Genomic DNA, 24,522 nt, shown 5'->3' with positions numbered 1-24,522 from the left:
GACCAGCGGCGAACCCCGGCAGGGGTGCGGGAAACCTTTGGTCCCTATCGGTAGGGAACCAGAGGGACAGGGATCCACGGTTCTCCGCTCGATGCGGAGTGCGGGAAACCTTTGGTCCCTATCACTGGTGCAAGAGAGCGAGCGGGTTACCGCGCACCCACCCAACGGGGGAAACCGGCGGACCGAGTGCCTGCCTCTCTCACTTGCTGCTCTGCACACGCCGACTACAGCCGTGCGGGGCGCGGGGACTGCCTGACTGTTCGACCCATCCTTTGAGCCAGGCTCGCGGGCAGGGGGAAACGGTCCGGCAGTCCCCACCGTGTCCGGCCCGGTGTTGCCAGCGAGGACGAGCACCAGGACGACAACGGGCAACCTGTTGGGCAGCGTGACGGTCCCCATGGGCACGGTCACATGGACCAAGGGGTTGCCCGCCGAGAACGACAACGGGGGCCGACATGACGCGCTGTTCCGACTGCACCGAGCTTGCAACCCACCGGGGACGCTGCCACACACACCACCAGGCGTACGAACAGCGTTCCGCGGTTCGCTCCCGTCACCGGCAGCGTAAGCGATCGGCACAGCGGCATGCGGGTGCTGCGGCTCTGCGGAAGCGGCTACAGGCCAAGGGTCACGCGTGGTGTGACTGGTGCTTGGAAGACTTCCCGGCGGATGCGGTGGACGTCGACCACGTTCGTCCGCTGTCCCTCGGGGGCGAGGACGTGGCATCCAACGTTCAAGTGCTTTGCCGACCGTGCCACGTACTGAAGACCGCTACGGACTTTGGGGGCAGCGTTGCCGTACATCAGTGAGGTTGACCAGACGCACGAGCACGGGCCGGACGAGCTTTCCGAGATTGCCGACACGGTGACGGTGGCGCTTCGCCGGCGGAAGGGTGCGGGGACGTTCTCGCCGGTGTGCTCGACGAGCACGGCTACAGACTTCGGGGTGCCTGACATCCCGGTGGGCTAAATCACTTTGATGTTGTAGTCCATGGACCGGGTCCGCCGTTGGTAGCCCGCCTACCAGAACGGCGACAGGGGGGCTCTGCCCAGATACCTACGGGTCGCGTGTGCTGCCTGTCGCGCTAGCGGGCGGGATGACTCGGTGGTTGTAGTCCATTGAGAGCGCTGCCCCGCCTAGAACCGCCCCGGGTCGACTCTGACCGGTCGTCCCTGGTGCGTAGGGGTGCACGGTGCACGCGGCGGCGAGTAGGGCGGGCTAGTCACCTGTCACGAAACCGGCTGCAACGGGGTTCGATTCCCCACACCCCGCTAACCCCGACCACCTTCGTACATCCCATTCATATGCGCTGAACCAATGTTCAGAATTAAGACAGACGGCGGCGCACGGTATTTCCGCTCGCCGATAGGAACTGCTTCACAGCGGCGCCGTGCTGGTCCCAAAGTTCGGTATACCGAGCGTCGTTCACGTCCCCTTGACGCCAGTAGCTTCCCATGCTCCGACCAGCCCTATTCAGCTGCTCCAGTGACGTCAGTAAGGCTTGATCGTTCGCAAGTATGTGCACGCGGGCTGTTGCCATTCTCAGGGCTGAGAGATCCCAACTAGCTACCCGTCCCTCTAAGCCCAGTTGACGTTCCTCCCAGATATGATCTCGAAACTCTGCTGAGGATGCCGCTACCACGGCGCACTGCTCTAGTAGCAGCTCCGAGATTCGGGTTCGTTCCTCCGCGCGTTTCACCAAGTGCTGCCCCACGAGAGCAATCGCGGCACCAGCAACGGTCGCTATCAACGTTCCCCACACGCCCATAGGGGTATTGTTCCCCCGCCTCGCACGGGCGCATGCGCTCTAGGGGATTCCCCCGATGCTCGTGCGCCCCGCCTTATCGTTCCAGCCCCGAAGGTCACAGTTGACGACTGGTGGGCGCTGTCCGGCTCACTGACCCGCCCACCAGGCTGCTCCGCTGCTGCCCGCTGCGGTGACGAGCGAGACGAGCCACACGGGCACGCGCTGAACGGTCAAGTGGAGCCCACCGCAGCGGAGTTAAAATGCGGGACTAACGCCGTTGCTCTTTTCCATGCCGCACAGTTCAGCGCAGATTCAGTGTGGAGTGCATAGCAAAAGCAGGCTACCCGCAATAGCCCATAGGGACTAAATGCCGCAATCGGTGAAGCTGCAATTTGTGGGTTGGTCTTTTGTGGCGAGTTCCTCCGTGAGTGGAGGTGCCCCCTGCCCCGTAAAACCCGCCCCCCCGTGCTCTGTCCCGGGGTGCCCCGAGCTGACAACTGGCGGACGCTGCCCCGCACATGAGAAGGAAGCGAACGCGCAGCGGGTGACACCGGGGACGAGCGCGTACGGGCGACGGTGGCCGCTGATCCGTAAGCGGTACCTGTACACGCATCCGTGGTGCGTGCTCTGCTCGCGCACTGCGACGGTGGCCGACCACTTCCCCTTGAGTCGTAGGCAGTTGCTCGCGCAGCGTGTGGTCAATCCGGATGCGTTCGAGCATCTGCGTCCGCTGTGCACGTCGTGCCACAACCGGGAGACCGCGAAGCACCAGCCGGGCGGATGGGCTGCCGAGAGGGTCCAGCCCCGCCGGCAGTGACCCCACCCCCAGGCAGGGCCCCCCTCCACCGTCCTAGAAGCACGGCAGGGAGGAGATTCTTTCGCGCCGGAGCTGTGGACGTTATTGGAAATTCAAGTCCGTACAGACAGCAGAAAGGCGGGAGCCTATGGCGGATAGATACAGACCAAAACCAGCCATTCAGCGAGCGCGCGAGGGCAACCCGTCGAAATCCAATATCACTGAAGGCGTAATTGTCCCACGCGCCATCCTGACCGAACCCAATTGGTCCGACGTATTCACGCCGTCCGCCGATCGCGCCGTTGAAGCGGCGAACTCCCGCTGTCGCGCCGTTGCTTCGGAGGAATGGCGGCGGGTCGTTCCGATCCTGGAAGTGGCAGCCGGAATCGGAGACGTCGACCACACCACGGTCAAAGACCTCTGCGTCTGCGTCGCCCGCATCGACCAGGCAGAACGTGACCTGTCAGAGCGCGGGCTGATGGTGACCGCCGAGCGCGGGACGGTCAAGAACGGCGCCGCCACCATCGCCACCCAGTACCGGGGGCAGCTCGCCCGGTACATCCGCGAACTCGGACTCTCGCCCAGCGCACGCACCAGCATCACTGTCCCCGAACCCGAGGACGACTCGGACCTCTGGGACTGACGCAGTCCCAGCACTCTCAACAACCACCCTTAATCAACGGAGAATTGGCCTTGACTCTTACTCTTGCTGAATCCGCGAAGCTCTCCACCGACCAGCTTCAGCGCGGTGTCATCGAAACGTTCGTGCAGGAATCCCCGATCCTTGACCGGCTCCCGCTCATACCGGTCGTGGGTAACAGCTACAAGTACAACGAGGAATCCACGCTCCCCGGTGTGTCTTTCCGTGCGGTCAATGAGCCGTACCCGGAGAGCACCGGCACCCTTGCCCAGAGAGTGGAGACGCTGGCGATCCTCGGTGGTGACGCCGACCTGGACAAGTTCATCGTCCAGACCCGGGGCAACATCAACGACCAGCGCGCCGTGCAGACCGCCATGAAGGTCAAGGCCGCGTCCATCCACTTCGCGGACCAGTTCTTCAACGGGGACGTCATGGTGGACCCGAAGGGGTTCGACGGTCTGCGAAAGCGGCTGATCGGGCGGCAGGTATTCGATGCCAAGGGGGTCGGACCGGTCGCCGGAGGCCACGACTTCTTCGACACCCTCGACGCACTCGCCAACCAGGTACGCGGGCTCAGCGGCACGAACGGCGCGCTGTACATGAACGCGGCGATCCGCGCCAAGATTGTGTCCGGGATCCGGCGGCTCGGCGGAGGCGAACTCATGGTGAACGAGATCGCCGGCAAGCGCGCCCTGATGTGGAACGGCATCCCGCTGCTGGACGCGGGGCAGCGCTTGGACGGCACCGACGTACTGCCCCTCACCGCAGGAACGGGCGGCAAGGAAACCGGAGACATCTACGCCGTGCGGTTCGGGACCACCGAAGCCGACGCCGGAGTGTCCGGCCTCACCAACGGCGGTGTCCAGACGACCGACTTGGGTGAAGCCCACGACAAGCCCGTCTTCCGCACCCGCATTGACTTCTACTGCGGCATCGCACTGTTCAGCGGCAAGGCAGCCGCACGCCTGACCAACGTCCTCAACGGCTAACCCGCACCACAGAGCCCCCGTGCTCGTCACCCTCCGGGGCGGCGGGACGGGGGCTTTTGGCATTTCTGTTAGGGGGAGGGGCTTTGCAACGGTGCGCTGGGGGACCGGGGCGTCGTGGCCGCTCTCGCTGTGCACGGGCTTATGGGGCCGCCCAAACTCAGTTGCCCCGCTCGATCGCCTTCAGGCCTTGGTATGCCTCTCGCAGGTCGGAGGCTTCCGGCAACTGCCGTGCCTCAACTGCCGTCACTACTTCCAGCGCGCGCCAGTGATTCGAGGGCACCACCCGCCCGGAGAGGATCGCCCGCTGAGCTGCATTGCACGCTTCATCCAATCGGTCACCGCCCACCAGCGCCAAGGCCAAGTCGATGTTCGCGGACGCGACACGACGCGGCCACTTCTCGACGTCGTCAGCGGGCGACAGTTTGGCGATCACTTCCCGCGCGTGTATTTCGGCGGAAGGGTCACCGATCCATGCCAGCGTCGTCGCTGTGTACGAGAGGGTTTTCCCAGTGTCGTACTCGTAGTGATGCTCCCGCCCCTTTCGGGGAACGAGTGAATTCGACATGAGTTGGACCCTGTCGATAGCTGCATAGGTCCCCTTCGCATCCCCTAGGCGTGCTCGTGCTCGCCCTTCCTGAGCCATCGACTGGATGGCCACAGAGCTACCGCCAGGTGCGAGCTGTTGTGCGACTAGGGACAGCTCCAATGCGCGGTCGTAATCGCCCTCTGTGAGAACGCGCCAAGCGTCCGTTTCATAACACCACGCTTGGATCTCCGGGTGGTCGGCGTGCTGGGCGAGTGTTGCGGCCGTCTGCAATCGGGCGGTTGCTGCGTCGTCCTGGTGTAGGTCGATGTGCAGTGTTGCGCCGAGGAGCTGGAACCATCCGCCAACGACAAACAGCCGGCGCTGTTCGCCGAGTGTCATGCGCGCATTCATGAGATGTGCGACGTAGGAGGAATTCCTTCGCACACGTTCCAAGAGGTCTTGCGGCGGAGACACCGGGTATTTCATGGCCAGTTCATCGAAGGCGTGTTCAAGCCTTTCGAGGGTGCCTGTTCCGACGTCGCTTGCCCCCACGCGGCGGGCTAGTTCCAGCGCCTCGAATTCGTCGTCAGTGGTCGGTGTTGGAACAGCGAGCCACGGGCTAGACGGCAGTGCGGGCACGAAGGCATCTGGAGTAAGAAGTAGATCGAGTTCGGACGCCGTAACTCGCAGCACTTTAGCGATCTTGGGGCGCTGCCACGGCTGAGGGCCGGTTTCCCCGCTCTCCCAGCGCTGGACGGTTGAGCGGTCCACCCCGGCCGCTTCCGCGAACCGTTCTTGATTGAACCCGCACGCCCTACGCCGTTCCGCGAGCTTACGCCGCCTGGTGGTCATAGTTGGCCCCTCTCCCTCCGGATTCCGTTCGCCCAAGTCAGCCTAGCCAGCGCGGCCGATCTGAGGCCCAGATGAGGCGCAAGTGCGGCCTTTCTGCGGTGGTGTTGATCAAGCTGTGGCCCTTCGCTGGATGCGTACACAGAGGGTCCGATTCCGGGCAGGGAGGCTGTGGGAGTTGATCAGCAAGCCAGTGCAAGAACCCAGGGAAACGGGGATTCCCCCGACGGTGGAAGGCACGTTCTGGCGGTTTACGCCTGAGTCGGCAGACGGCGCAGACCTCCCGCCGTCCTCCGTTCTCACGTGGCCCCGTTGCGAGTGCGGGAGCACGCGTTGCCCAGACTTCAACTCCCGTACGCAGGTCGCGAGTTCACCTACCGCTGCGGACCTGAGCGCAAAGCTGGCAGAGGTCAACAAGCGGAGTAGGAGGCTCACGTGACCGCGAGAATCGAACCCGCGCCCGTGAAGCCCACGTCCTTCTGCGGGCTGTGCATCGGCAAGGGCCGCGTGTGGTGTCCCGAGTGCGCCGGGTTCGGTGGTTGCGGGCACTGCCGGAACGAGAACGGCGAGGTTGCCTGCCCCGGGTGCCAGAACGGCAGTAAGGGCATGTGGCCCCGGGACACGAGATGAGGGGCTTACGAAACGCCATCGCTGCGTACGTGGGGCCGTTGCTGTTCTTCCTGATCTCCTGCTCCATCGGATTCGTGTTGGGCGCATTGCTCGCTGACCCGACCCTCTAGCCCCTGTTCCGGCGGACGGGACCGCCAGACACCGAGAGATCCGCCGGAACGGGCCCAAGCCCCCGCCCTGGTTGGTCAGATCCCTAGGACAGGTCGAGTGACCGGGGCGGGTTGTACGACGGTACGGGGACCGAATCCCCGCCCGTACAGCGAAGGGATTGGCATCATGACCTCGGTACCGGAATTCGAGTTCTCCGCTGCGGCAGCCTGCCGTGACGCTCGGGTTGACAACTGCCCCCAGGTGGCGACCAACGTTCCCGGCGTCGTGGCGCTGAGGGACAGCGAGCGGCCGGACACCGTCGTCACGATGACGCCGGAACAGTGGGTCACGCTCGCGGATGCTATCAAGGCCGGAGAGTTCGACCTGAGCATCTGAGAGAAGGCCCGATGGAGAAGTGCCCGCGCTGCGCCGCTGAGTGCCTCACGGACCCGGGCAGCGGGTTGCCGTGGTGTGCCGAGTGTGGGACCCACTTCGGGCTGAGGCTGCCCGCCTGCCGGGGCTTGTGGTCGTTGCGCAACCCGACGACCCGCGCCCCCATCCGGCCACGGACGCACTAGCCCAGCAAGCTGCCCCGCCCCCTGCCCATCCCGGCTCCCCGGGCAGGTGGTCGGGGCTTCGCCCCTGAGGCTTCACAACGGCCCCGAATGGGGCAGGGGCGGTGGGCGTGAGCCCGTCCAGGTCCCGTTGTCAGTGGGCGTCGGTAGTGTCGTTGGTCCGGGGATCTTGGGTGCGGAGAGTGGGAGAGACGGGGGGACGGCCGTGCGGGACGGGGCGGAGATCAGGCGGTTCGCCGAGCGGTGGCTCGGGCTGGACGGGGACGGGACCGGGGCGGGGAAGGGGGACGGGAGCTTCGTGCGGTCGCCGGCCGGGCTGTGGCTGGCGCTGGCAGTGGTGGCGGCAGGGGCGAAGGGCGAGACCGCCGACGAGCTGCGGCAGTTGCTGGGGTGCGCGGGGCAGGACGCGGCGAAGGCGGTGGAGGAGGCGGGCCGTGTGCTCGGCGGCACCGACGCGCTCGGGGTGGCGACCTGTGTGTGGAGCAGGGTGCCGGTGCACCGCGAGTTCCAGGAGGCGCTGCCCGGGGTGGCGGTGGGGCGGCTCGATCCGGCGGAGATCGACGACTGGGTGCGGGCCGTGACGGGGGGCCTGGTCGAGCGGCTGCCCGTGCGGCTGGGGGACGACGTCCTGCTCGCCGTCGTCAACGCCCTTGCGCTGAAGGCCCGTTGGGAGTCCCCCTTCGAGCCCCGGGCGACGCTGGAGCGGGACTTCACCGATGCCGCGGGGATACGTCACCGGGTGCCGACCATGCGCAAGGGGGTTCCGCTCGCGGACGCCTGGACGGTCGGCCCGAGCAGGGTGGTGGAGCTGCGCTGCCGTGTGGAGCAGGGCGGCGCCCCGGCCAGGGTGCGGTTCCTGCTGGGGGCGGAGGGGGCAGGACCCCGGGACGTCCTGCCCGCCGGGTGGGCCGGGCCGACGGACCGGGCGCCGCTCGACACCGACCTCGTGGCGATCGAGCTGCCGCGGCTCTCGCTCCGTACGACCGTCGAAGTGACCGGCGGACTGGCCGCTTTGGGCATCCGCCGGGCGGTCACGGCAGCCGCAGACTTCTCCGGGATGTCCCCGGAGCCCCTCGCCGTCTCACGGGTGGTGCAGGAAGCCGTCATCAAGGTCGCCGAGGAGGGGGTGGAGGCCGCCGCGGTGACCGTGGTGCCGATGGCGGCCGGCGCCGCACCGCCTCCGCGGCGTACCGAGACGATCCGCTTCGAGCGCCCCTTCGGGATCGTCGTGCTCGACGCGAGCGGGGAGGTCCCGCTGTTTATTGCGTGGCAGGAGGGCGCCCCCACCAGCTAGAACGGAACCTCGTGTTCGTTGTCGTACGTGTTCTTCGTGGTACGTGTTCATCGTCGAAGCAGAGGCGGGGAGTCATCCGTGGCGGGTCAAGGTGTCGAGGCGTTCTTCTCCGACGGGCGGCTCACGTCCGTACCGCGCAAGCCCGCCCGCCGCGCGCAGTTGCTCGCGCATCTGGCCGGGACCCTCTTCGTCTCCGGCCGCGACTACACCGAGCGCGAGGTCAACGACGCGATCAGGACGGTGCACGAGGACTGTTCGGCGCTGCGCCGCTATCTCGTCGAGGGCGGCTTCCTGTCCCGTACGAAGGACGGTAGCAGTTACCACCGGGTCGGCGCGTAGGCGCACCTGACAGAGGGTTACGCGGCGGCGCGCAGTGCGTCGGCCTCGGCCTCCGTCTCGACGGACGGCGGGGAGCCGGGCAGCGGGCGGCGGGCGCTCTCCGTCATGAAGAACACCGCGATGCCGCCGACGACGGCCGCGGCCATCATGTAGTACGCGGGCATCAAGAGGTCGCCGGTCGCGCCGATGAGCGCCGTGACGACCAGCGGTGTCGTACCGCCGAAGATCGACACCGAGATGTTGAAGCCGATCGACAGCGAGCCGTAGCGCACCTTGGTCGGGAACAGCGCGGGCAGCGTGGACGGCATCGACGACGTGAAGCAGACCAGCAGCAGACCCAGTGCCGCCGTGCCCAGACCGATCGCGAGCAGGCTGCCCTGGCGGATCAGCAGCAGCGCAGGAATGGACAGCACCAGGAAGCCGACACAGCCGGCGGCGATCACCGGGCGGTGGCCGACGCGGTCGTTCAGGCGGCCCGCGAAGGGCTGGACGCACATCATCAGCGCCATCACGCACAGGATGACGAGCAGGCCGTGCGTGGCGTCGTACTTCAGCTGCTCGGTCAGGTACGTCGGCATGTACGACAGCAGCATGTAGTCGGTGACGTTGAAGACGAGCACCAGGCCGACGCACAGGAGCATCGCCCGCCACTGGCCGACCACCGTCTCCTTGAGGGAGACCTTCTTCCGCTCCTGCTGCTTGGCGCTCGCCTCCTTCTCCAGCGCCGCGAACGCCGGGGTCTCCTCCAGCCGGAGCCGCAGGTAGAGGCCGACGATGCCCATCGGGCCCGCGATCAGGAACGGGATGCGCCAGCCCCAGGAGATCAGGTCGTCGGAGCTCAGCAGCGCCGTCAGCAGGGTGACCAGACCGGCGCCGCCGATGTAACCGGCGAGCGTGCCGAACTCCAGCCAGCTGCCCAGGAAGCCGCGCTTCTTGTCCGGGGCGTACTCGGCGATGAAGGTCGAGGCGCCGCCGTACTCACCGCCCGTCGAGAAGCCCTGCACCAGGCGGGCCGCGAAGAGCAGCGCCGGGGCCCACAGGCCGATCGAGTCGAAGGACGGGATCAGGCCGATGGCGAAGGTGCCGGACGCCATCATGATCATGGTGAGGGCGAGGACCTTCTGGCGGCCGACCCGGTCGCCGAGCGGGCCGAAGACCATGCCGCCGACGGGCCGCACCAGGAACGCCGCGGCGAACGCGCCGAACGTCGACAGCAGCTGCGCGGTGGCGTTGCCGCCCGGGAAGAAGACCTTTCCGAGGGTGACCGCGATGTAGCTGTAGACGCCGAAGTCGAACCATTCCATGGCGTTGCCGAGGGCAGCCGCCTTCACGGCCCGCTTGACCATGGCCGGATCGGTGACGGTGACGGGAGTGTCAGCGGCTTTGGTCAGGGGCGCTGACCGGGGGGCGGCGGAGGTGGGCGCCGGCACGGATTCTCTCGCCTGCACTTTCTGGGTGGGGGAAGGTGGACAGCGGTCCGCCCCCGGGCAACAGCTGAGGGGGAAAGACAGGGGTCGCCCCACGTGGCGAGGCGACCCAAATCAGACCATAAGCATTTAGTTGCCCTTTGCACTCAGTGCATTCATGATCACCCGATGGCGCCTGAACCTCCTCCCACCTGGGCAAACGGCGCTTCCGCAGGTCCCAAATCACCCACCTTGATGTGATCCATGTCCCATGGAATGCGTGAAACCGCAGAGCTCCTGGAGTCAGGAGGCCCTGACCCGGAGCTCCTTGATTCCGTTCAGCCAGGCCGAGCGCAGCCGTCGCGGGTCGCCCGCCAGGTGCAGGTCGGGGAGCGCGTCCGCGAGGGCGTTGAAGATCAGGTTGATCTCCAGGACCGCGAGGGACTTGCCGAGGCAGAAGTGCGGACCTCCGCCGCCGAAGCCCAGGTGCGGATTCGGGTCGCGGGTGATGTCGAACTTCTCCGGCTCCTCGAAGACCTCCGGGTCGTAGTTGGCGGAGGAGTAGAACATCCCGACCCGGTCGCCCTCCTTGATCGGCTGCCCGCCCAGCTCCAGGTCCTGCGTCGCGGTCCGCTGGAAGGACACGATCGGCGACGCCCAGCGCACGATCTCCTCGGCGGTCGTCTCCGGGCGCTCCCTCTTGTAGAGCTCCCACTCCTCGGGGTGGGTGAGGAAGGCGTGCATGCCGTGGCTGATGGCGTTGCGAGTGGTCTCGTTGCCGGCCACGGCCAGCAGGATCACGAAGAAGCCGAACTCGTCGGAGGCCAGGTTCCCGTCGCCCTCCGCCGCCACCAGCTGCGACACGATGTCCTTGGCCGGGCACTCCTTGCGGGCCGCCGCCAGGTTCATCGCGTACGACACGATCTCCATGGCCGCCTCGGCGCCGACCTCTTCGGTGATCGCGTACTCGGGGTCGTCGTACGCCGCCATCTTGTTGGACCAGTCGAAGATCTTGCTGCGGTCCTCCTGCGGTACGCCGATGAGCTCGGCGATCGCCTGCAGGGGGAGCTCCACGGCGATGTTCGTGACGAAGTCGAAGGTGCCGTCGCCCTTCTGGGCCTCCGCCACCGCGGCCTCGACGATCTTTCCCGCCCGGTCGCGCAGCGCGCCCTCCAGGGAGCGGATGGCGCGCGGGGTGAAGCCGCGCTGCACGATCTGGCGGACCCGGGTGTGCTCCGGCGGGTCCATGTTCAGCATGATCAGCTTCTGGACCTCGATCTGGTCGCGGCTGATCGACTCGTTGAAGCGGATCACGGCGGTGTTGGTGTTCGAGGAGAACAGCTCGGGGTGCGTGGAGACGTACTTGACGTCCTCGTGCCGCGTCACCACCCAGTAGCCGGCGTCGTCGAACCCGGAGATTCCGGGCGTCTGCGCGCACCACCAGACGGGCGCGGTCTGCCGCATCGCCGCGAACTCGGGGAGGGGCACGCCGGCTTGGAGGACGTCGGGATCGGTGAAGTCGAACCCTTCGGGGAGGACGGGGCAGGACATCGGCGACTCCCTGTCACTGAGACTTGTCTGACGACCCATCAGAAGTTGACCGCAAGGTAGTAACGAGTTCTACAAGTGGCAAGACCCTTGCGCACTCGGGCCGTTCTTCACGAGACTGACCAGAGAACTAGAACGCGTACTAATTCTGGTGAGAAGAGGACGAGCTCATGGCCGCGGAACCCGTCATCGTCGAAGCCGTACGCACCCCCATCGGCAAACGCGGGGGCGCGCTCGCCAACCTGCACCCCGCCTATCTGCTCGGTGAGACCTACCGGGAGCTGCTCGGCCGCACCGCCATCCCCGCCGACTGCGTCGAGCAGGTCGTCGGCGGCACCGTCACGCACGCCGGCGAGCAGTCGATGAACCCGGTGCGCAACGCATGGCTGGCGATGGGGCTTCCGTACGAGACGGCGGCGACCACCGTCGACTGTCAGTGCGGCTCCTCGCAGCAGGCCAACCACATGGTCGCGAACATGATTGCGGCCGGAGTCATCGACATCGGCATCGGCTGCGGGGTCGAGGCGATGAGCCGGGTGCCGCTGGGCAGCGGCTCCAAGCACGGTCCCGGCAAGCCGTTCCCGGACGAGTGGAACGTGGATCTGCCCAACCAGTTCGAGGCGGCCGAGCGGATCGCCAGGCACCGGGGGCTGACCCGTGAACGGGTCGACTCGCTGGGCCTGCTGTCGCAGGAGCGGGCGGCGACCGCCTGGGCGGAGGAGCGCTTCAAGCGGGAGACGTTCGCCGTGCAGGTGCCGACGAACGAGGAGGAGCAGGCCGCGGGGCAGGGCATGTGGCGGCTCGTCGACCGCGACGAGGGGCTGCGGGACACGTCGATGGAGGCCTTGGGCGTGCTGAAGCCGGTGATGCCCACGGCCGTGCACACCGCGGGCAACTCCTCGCAGATATCCGACGGCGCGTCCGCCGTCATGTGGGCGTCGAAGCGGATGGCGCGGGCGCTCAAGCTCAAGGCGCGGGCGCGGATCGTCGCACAGGCGCTGGTCGGATCCGACCCGCACTACCACCTGGACGGGCCGATCGACGCGACGCGGGCGGTGCTCGGCAAGGCGGGCATGTCCCTCAAGGACATCGACCTCGTCGAGATCAACGAGGCTTTCGCGTCCGTGGTGCTGAGCTGGGGACAGGTCTTCGAGCAGGACCTGGAGAAGGTCAATGTGAACGGCGGCGCCATCGCGCTCGGCCACCCCGTGGGCGCGACAGGGGCCCGGCTGATCACCACGGCGCTGCACGAACTGGAGCGCAGGGACAAGGAGTTCGCGCTGATCACGATGTGCGCGGGCGGGGCGCTGGCGACGGGGACGATCATTCAGCGGCTGTGAGGGCGCGTGCGGGGGCGTGCGCGGTTACGGGGCGCTGTGCGGTATGCCGCAGTTTGGGGGTGGTGTTGAGCGCACCTCAACAGTGCGGCCAGCCGCATGGTGGTGGATCAGCGGTGTACCTACTGTCGAGACATGAAGCAGACACGCACTGTAACCACCGCACTGGTCACCGTCGTTGCTCTCGCCGGGCTCGCAGCAGCTCCGGCGCTGGCGGCCACGGCACCCGCCACCACGGCACCCGTCACCACGGCATCCACCGCCACGGCATCCGCCGGCAAGCACGCCGATCGGGGTGCACTGCTCTCCGTCACTCCGCTCGGAGAGCTGGACCGGGGCGAGGTCGCCGCGTTCGTCACCAAGAGAGGCGTCGAGGCGGACGCGCGGCTGGTGCGGTACGGCCTCGCCGCGTACCGGCTGACGTACCGGACGGTGACGCCGCAGGGCGCCCCGACCACGGCCACCGGACTGTTCGTGCTGCCCAGGGGGCTGCCCAAGGGCGGCGACCGCCGGCTGCCGGTCGTCTCCGACACGCACGGCACCATGGTCCACCGCGACTACGCCCCGTCGGTGGGCGACGACTTCGGCCGCCTCTCGCCCTACCTGTACGCGAGTACGGGCCGGGCGGTCGCGGCCCCCGACTACCTCGGGCTCGGCAAGGGGCCCGGCCCGCACCCGTACATGGACACCAAGTCCGCCGTCACCGCCACGGTCGACATGCTGCGCGCCTCCCGTCAGGCCGCGAAGCAGCTCGGCCGACCGCTGAGCGGCGACGTCTACGCCACCGGCTTCTCACAGGGCGGCCAGGTCGCGATGGCGCTCGGCCGCGAGCTGGCCCGGGGCACGGGCAGCACCGGCGGGGACCGGCACTTCCGGCTGAAGGCCCTCGCCCCCGTCGCCGGACCGTACGACCTGGGCGGCACGGAGATACCGGCGCTGTACGACGGCCGGGTCAACCCGATGAGCGGCCTCTTCTACACCTCGTACTTCCTCACCGCCCAGAACCGGATCCACCCCCTCTACAAGGATCCCGCCGAGGTCTTCCGCCAGCCCTACGCCAAGGTCGTCGAGGAGCTCTTCGACACCCGGCACACCGAGGAGGACGTCGCCAAGAACCTCCCCGGCACGCTGAAGGAGCTCCTCACCCCCGACTTCTACGAGCAGATGCGCCACCCCGGTGGCGCACTCCTCAAGGCGATCGAGGCCAACGACGGCACCTGCGACTGGAAGCCCAGGGTGCCGGTGCGGCTGTACACCTCGTCCGGCGACACCGACGTCCCGATCGGCAACGCGCGCACCTGTGCCGCCGACCTGGCAGGAAACGGGGTGAAGGCCCCGGTGGTCGACCAGGGAAAGGTCGACCACTTCGGGGCCTTCAAGAAGTCCGTACCGCAGACGGCGCGGTGGTTCGTGGCACTGGACCGGTAGGGCTTGGTTCTCGGTAAGGACTAGTACCAGTGGTTCTGCTGCCAGAAGTCCCACGCGCCACACGGGCTGCCGTAGCGGTCGTTCATGTAGTCCAGACCCCACTTGATCTGGGTCTTCGGGTTTTCCTTCCAGTCCGCGCCTGCCGAGGACATCTTCGACGCGGGGAGTGCCTGGACCAGGCCGTACGCACCGGAGGAGGTGTTGGTGGCGTGGTGGTTCCAGCCCGACTCCTGCGACACGATGTTGCTGAAGCACTGGTACTGGGCCGCGGGCATCATCTGCCGGGCCACGTCCTTGGCGGACGAGGGGGCCGCCGCTGCCGGGGAAGAAGCTCCGAAAACGGCACCCGCAGCACCCAGCAGGGCGGTGGCGCCGACGACGACGGTCTTCTGGCGAGCGGTGAAACGGCTGATGAAAGCGAACGACACGAAGGGGGCCTAACGTCGGGGACGGGACTGCCGCACCCGAAGCCCGAAGCTTGGGGGAGGGGCGCCCCGGCGGAAAGCGGAACCGTCCGGCGCCCTGCGACTCCACCAATGAAGCAGCCGTGGCCCGGCCCCGCAAACACCCCTCTTACTAGTGGAAGCGGCAGCGTGGGCAGAACGGCCCGACTTCGCACCCGGAGGAACACCCCAGCTCAGAAGGGGTGAGGAAGGGGTCGGTGAGGGGTCGGGCGGTCCACTACCCGGGATAGTGAAGGACCAAAGTCCTATGGCTCGCTTCACACCACCGGGACCCTGTTGAGTACGGAGCGGAATCGGCCGGCTACGGCTTGGGCGGCACCTCGGTGGCGAGCGGTGCCTCGAAGACGACCGGTGCTTCGAAGGCGGCCCGCCTGGTCGCCCGGCGCAGTGCCTTCAGCAGGGCCGGGCCGACCGTCAGTGTCAGGACGACCGTGAGGACCGCCCGGCCCAGGTCCCAGCCCACCGAGGTGGCCAGACAGTACGCGAGGAAGCGGACCAGGTTCTCGTGCAGCGGGTCGCCCGGTACGAAGGAGACACCGGTGGACAGGCCTCCGATGTACGTCCAGCCCTGGAGGTTCATGACCGTGCCGTAGAAGAAGGCGGCAGCCGCCCCGTACAGGGCGAGCAGCACCAGCTCGCCCCGCCCGCGCAGCCGCTCCCAGCCGGGCAGCAGCCCCGCACCCATCGTGAACCAGCCCATGGCGAGCATCTGGAAGGGCATCCACGGCCCCACCCCACCGGTGAGCAGAGCGGAGGCGAAGATCGTGACCGACCCGAGGACGAAACCGAAGCCGGGCCCCAGCACCCGACCGCTCAGCACCATCAGGAAGAACATCGGCTCCAGTCCGGCCGTCCCCGCCCCGAGCGGGCGCAGCGCCGCACCCACGGCGGCGAGCACCCCCAGCATCGCGACGGCCTTCGCGTCGAGACCCGAGTCGGAGATCGTCGCCACCACCACCGCGACCAGCAGCGGCAGCAGTGCGGCGAACAGCCACGGCGCGTCCTTGGAGTGCGCGAGCCCGGCCGCCGAGTCGGCGAGCAGCGGCCACCCGAAGGCGATCACCCCGACCAGGCTGACCAGTACGAGCGCGGCGACGGACCGGGGCCCGAGCCGCACAGGCCGGACGGCGCTCACCGCGCGCCCTCCGGTGCGTCCGGGCCCTGGGCATCCCGACCCGGTGCGTCCGGGCCCTGCGCATCCCGACCCGGTGTATCGGGGCCCTGCGCATCCCGACCCGGAAGGTCCCGGCCCAGTGCGTGTGCCACCTGGGACACGGTCAGCCACTCCTGCGGGGCGAGGACCTTCGCCACCTGCGGTGCGAAGGAGGGAGAGGAGACCACCACTTCCGGGGTCGGGCCGTCCGCGACGACCTCTCCGTCCGCGAGGATCACCACCCGGTGTGCCAGTTCGGCGGCCAGCTCCACGTCGTGGGTGGCCAGCACCAGGGCGTGACCGTCCGCCGTCAGCCCGCGCAGGATCTTGACCAGCCGGGCCTTCGCCGCGTAGTCCAGACCGCGCGTCGGCTCGTCGAGCAGCAGGAGAGGAGGCTTCCCGGTCAGTACGAGGGCGAGGGCGAGCGCGAGGCGCTGTCCCTCCGACAGGTCGCGCGGGTGGGTGGAGTCGGGGACGTCCGGCAGCAGCGCGCTCACCAGCGCCCGGCAGGTGCCGGGTTCCGCGCCCGCGTCGTGGTCGGCGGCGGCGCACTCGGCGGAGACCGTGTCCGCGTACAGCAGGTCGCGCGGTTCCTGCGGTACGAGGCCCACCCGCCGCACCATCTCGCGCGGCGAGGTCTTCGCGGGAACACGGCCGCCGACCAGGACCCGGCCCGACGACGGCCCGTGCATGCCGACCAGGGTGTTCAACAGGGTTGATTTCCCTGCCCCGTTGCGCCCCATGAGGGCCACCGTCTCCCCGGGGCGCACGGACAGGGTCACGTTCCGCAGGGCCTCGACGCGGCCCCGGCGCAGCGAGAGCCCGGCCGTCTCGGCGACGGGCGGTGCGTCGGGCGCGGGGACGACAGCGGCAGGCGTACGGTCCGCCAGCTCGGCCCGCAGTGCGACAGCCTTGCGCCGGGCGTCCCGTACGGACAGCGGCAGCGGCGACCAGCCGGCCAGCCGCCCCAGACCCACCACGGGCGGGAAGACGGGGGACACCGCCATGATCTCCGTGCTCTCGCCCATCACCGGGGCGAGAGAGGGACCGGGCAGCAGGACGACCTGGTCGGCGTACTGCACGACCCGCTCCAGGCGGTGCTCGGCCATCAGCACGGTCGTGCCCAGGTCGTGGACGAGCCGCTGGAGCACCGCCAGGACCTCCTCGGCGGCTGCCGGGTCCAGGGCGGACGTCGGCTCGTCGAGGACGAGGACCTTGGGATGGGTGGTGAGGACGGATCCGATGGCGACGCGCTGCTGCTGGCCGCCGGAGAGAGTGGCGATCGGGCGGTCCCGCAGGTCGGCGAGGCCGAGCAGGTCGAGGGTCTCCTCGACGCGCCGCCGCATCACGTCGGGGGCGACGCCCAGTGACTCCATGCCGTACGCCAGCTCGTCCTCGACGGTGTCGGTGACGAAGTGGGAGAGGGGGTCCTGGCCGACCGTGCCGACCAGGTCCGCGAGTTCGCGCGGCTTGTGGGTGCGGGTGTCGCGGCCGTCGACGGTGACCCGGCCGGTCAGCGTGCCCCCGGTGAAGTGCGGCACCAGACCGGACACCGCACCGAGCAGTGTCGACTTGCCGACTCCGGACGGGCCGACGAGCAGCACCAGCTCCCCTTCGGGGACGGTGAGGTCGACGCCCTGGAGCGCGGGGGCGTCGGCGCCGTCGTACCGGACGGAGACGTTCTCGAACCGGATCACTTCACGTTCTCTCTCGAAGCAGTGGCTTCTTTCGAAGCGGTCGGCGCCGCGGGCACGGGGGCCACGAACGCGGGCAGTAGTCCGACCAGCACCGACAGCGCGGGCCACACCGGGAACTCGGGCGCCACCAGCGGCAGCACCCCCGGGTGCAGGGCCCCGGGATCGTACGAAGCGGCCCAGATCATCAGCCCCGCCACGGCCGCCCCCGACCCGGCGACCAGCCAGGCCCGCACCCCCCACCGGTCCGGCCGGTACCGGGTGCGCACGCTGCGCCGGCCGCCGAGCCGGAGCCCGGCCATGGCGGCGACGAGCCCGATCAGCAGCACCGGCAGCCCGTAACCGGCGCCCTCGGCAGCGAGCAGTCCGTACGTCCCGGCGCACACACCGAGCAGTCCGCCCAGGGTGAGCGCGGTCGTCAAGTGCCGTACGGCGGGCGGCACCTGGGCGGTCCGCCCGTACCCCCGGGCGTCCATCGAGGCGGCCAGTGCCACGGACCGCTCCAGCGCGCCCTCCAGTACCGGAAGGCCGATCTGGAGCACTGCCTTCACGCCGCCGGTGGGCCGGCCGCGCAGCCGCCGGGCGGTCCGCAGTCGGACGACGTCGGAGACCATGTTCGGCGCGAAGGTCATCGCGACGACCACGGCCACCCCCGCCTCGTAGAGCGCACCGGGCAGGGACTTCAGCAGCCGCGCCGGGTTGGCGAGCGCGTTCGCGGCGCCCACGCAGATCAGCAGGGTGGCCAGCTTCAGCCCGTCGTACAGCGCGAAGACCAGCTGCTCGGCGGTCACCTTCCCGCCGAGCCGCACGCCCTTCGCCCAGTCGGGCAGCGGCACCTCGGGCAGCGCGAACAGCACGTGCTGCCCCGGAATGGGCGATCCCAGGAACACCGAGAACACCAGCCGGATCACCAGCACCATCAGCCCGAGCTTGACGAACGCCCCGTACGACCGCGCCCACGGCGCGTCGGTGCGGCGTGCGGCGACCACGTATCCGGCGACCCCGACCAGCAGAGCGAGCAGCAGCGGATTGGTGGTCCGGGACGCGGCGGTGGCAAGACCGAGCGCCCACAGCCACCAGGCCCCGGCGTGCAGCGCGTTGCTGCGGCCCGCGGCGGGGGCGCGCAGACCCGAAACGACTGTGCTCATCCCCGGCGGCGGCGTGCCTGCCACACGGCGGCCCCGCCGAGCAGCAGGACGGCCGCGAACCCGACGATCAGCCCGGCGGACGGACCGCCGTCGCTCTCGCCCTGGCCCGCGGCGGAACCGGAATCGGAAGCAGCGGCCGAGGGCGAAGCCGCGGCCGAGGACTTGCCCGACACCTGCTCCGCGCATCCGGCCTTCGGGTAACCGGCGATCGCGCACAGCAGCGCCGCGTTGTTGTACCGCAGCGGCTTCGCCACGTCCGCGAGCGCCTCGGCAGTCGTCGCATCCGTCTCGACCTGCGCACATACGGTGCGGGGCGCGGGCGGCTGCTCACCGGCGGGGGCATCGGCGGCCGTGCCGAAGTCGAGGACGAGAGCGATCCGCTTGGTGCCTTCCTTGGCGGGGGTCTTCGCGCAGGCGGCACCGAAGTCGGCGTTCCCGCGCGGCTTGGCCGCGTCCTTCGAGTCCTGGCTCACGGCGAACCGGAATCCCTGCACGGCACCGTCAGCCGGGTGGGTGGTGGACGCGCCCTGGGTCGCGTACGACCACTGGGAGCCGTCGCGCTCCCAGAACGACCAGTAGCGGTACCCGGAGGAGGAGGCGTCGGAGACGGAGGAGGCGTCGGCGGCCTGCACGGCCTGAGCAGCCGTCGCGGCCTGCGCAGTCGGTGCTGCCTGCGCGGTCGGCGCCAGGGCGAACAGTGCGGCCGTCACCGTCACCAGCAGCGCACCGAGCCTCGTCGGACGGCGCTCGCTGAGCCCCGACCGCTTCCCATCGAGCCCCGTCCGCCGTCCGCCGGGCTTCGTCCGGGGACTCACAGCTGCCGGTTCTTCTTGTTGCGCCCGCTGATCAGGATGCCCGCGCCCATGCTCGCCACGAACGCGACGCCGACGATCCACCAGGTCGCGGACGAGCCGCCCTCGTCCTTCTTCGCGGACTCCTCGGCATCGGTCGCGTCCTTCTTCGCCTCGGGCGCGGGGCCGGTCGCGTTCAGCTGCGACACGAGGTCGGCGCCGCCGAAGGAGCGCGGGTCCATGCCGGTGGCGTGCGCGGCGAGGACCAGCTGGGCGTACGCGGCGGGGCCTGTCGTCTTCGCCCAGGCGGCGGAGTTCTTCGCCAGCCAGTCGGCGGACTTGGCGGCGGCGTCCTTGTGCCCGTCGGCGGCGAGCGCCACGACGGCGTCGGCGGTGTTGCCGAAGTCGGGCTGGGACTCGGCGCCCGGCATCGCGGACATCAGGTGCGAGCCGGTCTTGTCCAGCAGCCGGGAGAGGTAGTCGGAGCCCGCCGAAGCGGCGATCTCCGGGGCGGCGATGCCCTCCTTGCAGCCCGGGGCGGCGTCGATCGCCTTGTTCGCCTTCGGGGCGTCGACGACCAGGCCCTTGCCGAGGGAGGCGGTCACCACGGCGGCGGTCGCGTCGGCGTTCGGGAAGAGCTTGCCGGACTTGTCGGGCTGGAAGGCGAAGGAGCCCTGGTTCTCGGGCTTCCCGTCACAGTTGACCTGGAAGGAGAGCAGCGCCGTGAGCGGCGACTTCCCGTCCTTGCCCTTCACGTCCGCGGGCTTCTCGCCCGCGGCGGCCAGCGCGCCCACGACGATCGACGTGGAGTTCGAGTCGGACGGCGTCCCCGGTGCGTACGCCCACCCGCCGTCCTTGTTCTGTACGGACTTCAGCCAGCCGACGGCCTTCTTCACAGCCGCGTCCTGCCCGCCCAGCGCGCTCAGTGCCTGCACGGCTGCGGAGGTCGCGTTGCTGTCGACCATGGTCTTCGCGTCGCAGGCCTTGCTCGCGTCGGCCCGGAAGGCCGCGAAGCCGCCGCTGTCGCACTGCTGCCCCACCAGCCAGTCCACCGCCTTGGCGGAAGGCGTCACTCCGGCCGTCTTCTGCGCGAGCAGTGCCAGCGACTGCCGGAAGACGCCGTCGTACGTCGGGTCCCCCTTCCCGTACAGCCCGGACGGAACGGCGACGGGCGACGGGGTCGGCGCGGCGGAGGCGACGGGGGCGGCCACCGCGCCGACGACGGCGGTGACGGCGAGCGCTGCGGCGCTGCGGCGAAGGGTGATCATGCCCGCATTCTACCGACCGGTACCGGGCCGGGCCCGGGGGCAGGCGGGCGGCCCGCCACCGCACACCGGTTCCGCGACGGCTTTCAGACCGCCGTGTACGTCACCGGGTCGCTGCCCGCCACCGCCTCCGCGTGCCCCAGTTTCACCAGGCGGCGCAGGTGGGCCTCGGCCTCCGAGACGGCGATGTTCCTGGATCCGTACGGGATCTGCTCCCACGGCCTGTTCCACTCCATGCGCTCCGCGAGCTGCCAGGGCGTGAGGGGAACGGCGAGGAGCGCGCGCAGGCCGGTGAGGCGTTCCTCGTGGTGGGCGAGGAGTTCGTCGACGCGGGCGCGCGGGGTGGCGAAGGCGTACTGGTGGGCGGGGAGGACTTCGGCGGCGTCGAGGAGGGCGATGCGTTCGAGGGAGGCGAGGTAGTCGCCAAGGGGGTCCCCCCTGCTCGAACGAAGTTGAGAGCTGGGGGGAGCATCGCCGGGGGAGTCGGTGTCGGGGTCCTCGTAGAGGCCGATGTGCGGGGTGATCCCGGGCAGCAGGTGGTCGCCGGAGAAGAGGCGGCCGTGGCCGGGGAGGTTGCCGGGGTGCTGCTCCTCCAGGTGCAGGCACACGTGGCCGGGGGTGTGGCCCGGAGTCCATACGGCGCGCAGCTTCCGGCCGGCCAGGGGCAGCAGTTCGCCGGGGGCGATCTCCCGGTCGGGCAGCGCGGCCCGCAGCCCGGGGAGGGTGCGCGTGCGGCCCGATTCGCGGGCGGCGACGAGCGGGGCCAGGTGGTCTTCGGGGGCTCCGGCGGCGGCCAGTTTGGCGGTCAGGTAGGTGAGCCAGGCGCCCGGTTCGGTGCTGCGGGTGCGGCGGACCACCTCCGCGTCGGCCGCGTGCATCGCGATCCACGCCCCGGAGGCGTCCCGCACCTGTCCGGAGAGCCCGTGGTGGTCAGGGTGGTGGTGGGTGATCAGTACGCCGTGGACGTCCTCGACCCGTACGTCCAGGGAGGCGAGTCCTGCGGTGAGGGTGTCCCAGGAGGCGGGGTCGTCCCAGCCGGTGTCGACGAGGACAGGACCCCGGTCGGTGTCCAGCAGGTGCACGAGGGTGTGGCCGAGCGGGTTGTCGGGGATCGGGACCTTGATGCTCCAGACGCCGCCGCCGTGGTCGAGCACCCCGGGCGCAGTTTCGTCCGCCCCGTCCGTGCCGTCCGTACCGGACCCGGTCTGCGTCATGGCTCCCCCAACTGTCCGAAGTGGTGCGGGACTTGCCTCGCGGTCACTATAACTAGAACGAGTTCCATCGAGCGTAGGGGATCGCGAGCACCTCAACCCCCAGTCCTCTCAGGGCTGTTCTCGGGGTCGCCCCCTGGTCGTCCCCGATGGTCCGGATGGCTGTACACGGACAGGATCGGGGCATGACGAACACGACGCGGCCGATGCGCACGATGTACGAAGCCCCCGCCCCGGACCGCCTCACCCGCACCGCCCTCGTCGCGGGTCCCGTGGCCTTGGCCGCGTACGGTCTCATCCGTCTGCTCAGCGAGCGAGGCGTGCCGAGTGCGGGCTGGACCGTCGGCCATCTCGCCATGCTGGCGGGGGTGTTGCTCTTCGTCCCGGTGCTGCTGCACCTGCGCCGGGCCGCCCCCGCCGCGAGACGCGTCCCGGCCGCCGCGGCTCTCGCGGTGGGGATGCTGGGGCTCCTCGCCACCGCGGCGCAGGCGGTGATCGACCTGGCGGCCGGCTTCATGGCGGCCGACCGCCCCGCGATGGTCGAGATCTTCCAGCAGGTCAAGGCCGTGCCGGGCGTCGAGCCCGTGGTCTACGGGATCGTTCCGCCGCTCTTCTTCCTCGGTCTGATCGCCCTCGCCGCACTTGCGGCCCTCCCGCCGCGCACCAAGCTGTTCATGGTGTCCGCGCTGATCCTCGGCACCGTCCTGATGGCCGTGAACCTCGACTTCCTCTCCCTGGGCGGCCTCTGCTTCCTGCTGGCATGCGCCCCGCTCCTCCTCCGCAGCCGCGTCGCGCCCCTTCCCCGTACGAACTAGAACTGGTATCAGTTCGAGGGAGGTAGCTGACGAGACGTCAGAACAACTGTGCTCGACCGGACTTGCGGGAGGCAGCGGCCATGACCGAACTTGTGGAGTACCAGCAGCTCTATCTGGGCGGGACGTTGACGGACCCGCTCGGTCAGGACTCCCTCGCAGTCGTCTCCCCGCACACCGAGCAGGTCATCGGCCGCGTCCCGCACGCGAACGAGGCGGACGTGGACCGTGCCGTGGCAGCGGCCAGGAAGGCCTTCGACTCCGGTGTCTGGCCCCGGACCTCCCTCGACGAGCGCATCGCCGTCGTCACCCGCATCAAGGACGCGATCGCCGTGCGCCACGAGGAGCTGGCCCGCGTCATCTCCTCCGAGAACGGGACCCCGTACACCGCGAGCGTCATGATGCAGGCGCTCTCCGCGATGATGGTCTGGGACACGGCGATCAAGGTGGCGCAGGAGTTCCCGTTCGAGACGAGCCGCACCGGCGTCCTGGGCAGTCTCCTGATCCGCCGCGAACCTGTCGGCGTCGTCGCGGCCGTCGTCCCGTGGAACGTCCCGCAGTTCACGGCCGCCGCGAAGCTCGCTCCCGCCCTGCTCGCCGGCTGCACCGTCGTGCTGAAGGTCTCGCCGGAGACCCCCCTCGACTCGTACATCCTCGGCGAGATCTGCGCGGAGGCGGGCCTTCCGGAGGGCGTGCTCTCGATCGTCCCCGCCGAACGCGAGGTCAGCGAGTACCTGGTCGGCCATCCGGACGTCGACAAGGTGTCCTTCACCGGCTCCGTCGCCGCGGGCAAACGCGTCATGGAGGTCGCCTCCCGCAACCTCACCCGCGTCACCCTGGAACTGGGCGGCAAGTCGGCCGCCGTGATCCTCCCCGACGCCGATCTGGGGACCGCGGTCGCGGGCATCGTCCCCTTCGCCTGGATGCTCAACGGCCAGGCCTGCGTGGCCCAGTCCCGCATCCTGGCCCCCCGCGCCCGCTACGACGAGTTCGCCGAGGCCTTCGCCGCCGCGGCGGGCGCCCTCACGGTCGGCGACCCCATGGACCCGGCCACCGAGGTCGGCCCCCTCGTCGCCCGCCGCCAGCAGCAGCGCTCCCTTGACTACATCCGCATCGGCCAGGAGGAGGGCGCCAAGATCCTCGCGGGCGGCAGCCGCCCGGCCTCCCAGGAGGCCGGCTGGTACGTCGAGCCGACCCTCTTCGGCAATGTCGACAACTCCATGCGCATCGCCCGAGAGGAGATCTTCGGCCCGGTGATCTGCCTGATTCCGTACGAGGACGAGGCCGACGCGCTCCGCATCGCCAACGACTCCGAGTACGGCCTGAGCGGCAGCGTCTGGACGGCGGACGTCGAGCACGGCATCGACATCGCCCGCCGGGTCCGCACCGGGACCTACTCCGTCAACACCTTCAGCATGGACATGATGGGCCCGTTCGGCGGCTACAAGAACTCCGGCCTGGGCCGCGAATTCGGCCCCGAGGGCTACGGCGAGTACCTGGAGCACAAGATGATCCACCTCCCGGCGGGTTACGAGGGCCCGGGGGCGTCCTGATGGGTGACCGCTGGCACGTCGAGGTCGACCGCGGCGTCTGCATCGGCTCCGGCATGTGCGTCAACACGGCCCCCGGCGCCTTCCGCCTGGACACCGCCCGCCAGTCCCACCCGACGGAGGCCGACCGCGACGCCAACGAGGACGTCCTCGCGGCGGCGGAGAGCTGCCCGGTCGAAGCGATCACGATCGCGTTGAAGGACTCGGGAGAGGTGGTGTTCCCGCCGGAGGACTGACCGG

At 69.3% G+C, this 24,522-nt stretch carries 21 protein-coding genes; 11 read left to right on the top strand and 10 right to left on the bottom strand.

Features of this window, described 5'->3' with window-relative positions; all coding sequences use genetic code 11:
* The first annotated feature begins 455 nt into the window (after positions 1-455).
* The 3 genes from ACWGIG_RS04170 (at position 456) to ACWGIG_RS04160 (ending at position 4,172) form a co-directional block, all read left to right on the top strand.
* Positions 456-809 (top strand): HNH endonuclease, encoded by a 354-nt coding sequence (locus ACWGIG_RS04170; protein WP_453319947.1) that lies wholly within the window; start codon positions 456-458, stop codon positions 807-809.
* 1,882 nt (positions 810-2,691) lie between these two features.
* Positions 2,692-3,186, top strand: coding sequence for a phage terminase small subunit P27 family (locus tag ACWGIG_RS04165; protein ID WP_453319946.1), 495 nt, complete (start codon positions 2,692-2,694; stop codon positions 3,184-3,186).
* 50 nt (positions 3,187-3,236) lie between these two features.
* The gene (locus ACWGIG_RS04160) at positions 3,237-4,172 is read left to right on the top strand and encodes a major capsid protein (RefSeq protein WP_453319945.1); all 936 of its coding nucleotides are present in this window, start codon (positions 3,237-3,239) and stop codon (positions 4,170-4,172) included.
* 157 nt (positions 4,173-4,329) lie between these two features.
* Here the strand turns inward: ACWGIG_RS04160 and ACWGIG_RS04155 are convergent, their stop codons facing one another.
* On the bottom strand, positions 4,330-5,550 hold the full coding sequence (locus ACWGIG_RS04155) for a helix-turn-helix transcriptional regulator (RefSeq protein ID WP_453319944.1): 1,221 nt from the start codon (positions 5,548-5,550) through the stop codon (positions 4,330-4,332).
* Between the two features lie 903 nt (positions 5,551-6,453).
* On the opposite strand from ACWGIG_RS04155, the gene ACWGIG_RS04150 reads away from it, so the two are divergent.
* The 3 genes from ACWGIG_RS04150 to ACWGIG_RS04140 all read left to right on the top strand — a co-directional run bounded on the left by ACWGIG_RS04150 (position 6,454) and on the right by ACWGIG_RS04140 (position 8,475).
* On the top strand, positions 6,454-6,663 hold the full coding sequence (locus ACWGIG_RS04150) for a DUF397 domain-containing protein (protein WP_453319943.1): 210 nt from the start codon (positions 6,454-6,456) through the stop codon (positions 6,661-6,663).
* 384 nt (positions 6,664-7,047) lie between these two features.
* Positions 7,048-8,136, top strand: coding sequence for a serpin family protein (locus ACWGIG_RS04145; RefSeq protein WP_453319942.1), 1,089 nt, complete (start codon positions 7,048-7,050; stop codon positions 8,134-8,136).
* Positions 8,137-8,214: 78 nt separating this feature from the next.
* Entirely contained in the window at positions 8,215-8,475 is a 261-nt protein-coding gene (locus ACWGIG_RS04140; protein WP_453319941.1) for a DUF2087 domain-containing protein, read from the top strand.
* Positions 8,476-8,492: 17 nt separating this feature from the next.
* Here ACWGIG_RS04140 and proP read toward each other — a convergent pair whose 3' ends face one another.
* Positions 8,493-9,905, bottom strand: coding sequence for a glycine betaine/L-proline transporter ProP (gene proP, locus ACWGIG_RS04135; RefSeq protein WP_453319940.1), 1,413 nt, complete (start codon positions 9,903-9,905; stop codon positions 8,493-8,495).
* A 279-nt stretch (positions 9,906-10,184) separates the two neighbouring features.
* A complete protein-coding gene (locus ACWGIG_RS04130; protein ID WP_453319939.1) occupies positions 10,185-11,432 on the bottom strand; it encodes a cytochrome P450 in 1,248 nt (415 codons plus the stop codon).
* A 167-nt stretch (positions 11,433-11,599) separates the two neighbouring features.
* On the opposite strand from ACWGIG_RS04130, the gene ACWGIG_RS04125 reads away from it, so the two are divergent.
* Entirely contained in the window at positions 11,600-12,769 is a 1,170-nt protein-coding gene (locus tag ACWGIG_RS04125) for a steroid 3-ketoacyl-CoA thiolase (RefSeq protein ID WP_453319938.1), read from the top strand.
* A gap of 132 nt (positions 12,770-12,901) precedes the next feature.
* The gene (locus ACWGIG_RS04120) at positions 12,902-14,194 is read left to right on the top strand and encodes an alpha/beta hydrolase family protein (protein ID WP_453319937.1); all 1,293 of its coding nucleotides are present in this window, start codon (positions 12,902-12,904) and stop codon (positions 14,192-14,194) included.
* Positions 14,195-14,214: 20 nt separating this feature from the next.
* Here ACWGIG_RS04120 and ACWGIG_RS04115 read toward each other — a convergent pair whose 3' ends face one another.
* The 7 genes from ACWGIG_RS04115 to ACWGIG_RS04085 form a co-directional block, all read right to left on the bottom strand.
* On the bottom strand, positions 14,215-14,622 hold the full coding sequence (locus ACWGIG_RS04115; RefSeq protein WP_453319936.1) for an aggregation-promoting factor C-terminal-like domain-containing protein: 408 nt from the start codon (positions 14,620-14,622) through the stop codon (positions 14,215-14,217).
* A gap of 337 nt (positions 14,623-14,959) precedes the next feature.
* Entirely contained in the window at positions 14,960-15,793 is an 834-nt protein-coding gene (locus tag ACWGIG_RS04110; protein WP_453319935.1) for an ECF transporter S component, read from the bottom strand.
* Positions 15,790-17,508 carry an ABC transporter ATP-binding protein gene (locus ACWGIG_RS04105; protein WP_453319934.1) on the bottom strand — a complete coding sequence of 573 codons (1,719 nt, stop codon included), beginning with the start codon at positions 17,506-17,508 and terminating at the stop codon, positions 15,790-15,792. The genes ACWGIG_RS04110 and ACWGIG_RS04105 overlap by 4 nt, the downstream gene beginning before the upstream one ends.
* Positions 17,505-18,653, bottom strand: coding sequence for an energy-coupling factor transporter transmembrane component T (locus ACWGIG_RS04100; protein ID WP_453319933.1), 1,149 nt, complete (start codon positions 18,651-18,653; stop codon positions 17,505-17,507). The genes ACWGIG_RS04105 and ACWGIG_RS04100 overlap by 4 nt, the downstream gene beginning before the upstream one ends.
* Entirely contained in the window at positions 18,650-19,285 is a 636-nt protein-coding gene (locus ACWGIG_RS04095; RefSeq protein ID WP_453319960.1) for an SCO2322 family protein, read from the bottom strand. Before ACWGIG_RS04095 ends, ACWGIG_RS04100 begins: the two co-directional genes overlap by 4 nt.
* Positions 19,286-19,464: 179 nt before the next feature.
* Positions 19,465-20,709, bottom strand: a complete 1,245-nt coding sequence (locus tag ACWGIG_RS04090; RefSeq protein ID WP_453319959.1) for a prenyltransferase/squalene oxidase repeat-containing protein — start codon at positions 20,707-20,709, stop codon at positions 19,465-19,467.
* Positions 20,710-20,795: 86 nt separating this feature from the next.
* Positions 20,796-21,923: an MBL fold metallo-hydrolase gene (locus ACWGIG_RS04085; RefSeq protein WP_453319932.1), complete on the bottom strand. Its 1,128-nt coding sequence runs from the start codon at positions 21,921-21,923 to the stop codon at positions 20,796-20,798.
* 182 nt (positions 21,924-22,105) lie between these two features.
* On the opposite strand from ACWGIG_RS04085, the gene ACWGIG_RS04080 reads away from it, so the two are divergent.
* From ACWGIG_RS04080 to ACWGIG_RS04070, 3 genes are all read left to right on the top strand, one after another.
* Entirely contained in the window at positions 22,106-22,735 is a 630-nt protein-coding gene (locus ACWGIG_RS04080) for a hypothetical protein (RefSeq protein ID WP_453319931.1), read from the top strand.
* Between the two features lie 80 nt (positions 22,736-22,815).
* On the top strand, positions 22,816-24,285 hold the full coding sequence (locus ACWGIG_RS04075; protein WP_453319930.1) for an aldehyde dehydrogenase: 1,470 nt from the start codon (positions 22,816-22,818) through the stop codon (positions 24,283-24,285).
* Entirely contained in the window at positions 24,285-24,518 is a 234-nt protein-coding gene (locus ACWGIG_RS04070; RefSeq protein WP_453319929.1) for a ferredoxin, read from the top strand. The genes ACWGIG_RS04075 and ACWGIG_RS04070 overlap by 1 nt, the downstream gene beginning before the upstream one ends.
* The last annotated feature ends 4 nt before the right edge of the window (positions 24,519-24,522 follow it).

Source organism: Streptomyces sp. NPDC054863, from assembly GCF_053610825.1.
Note: the sequence above shows the minus strand (reverse complement) of the source record. Positions and strands in the feature narration are given on the sequence as shown.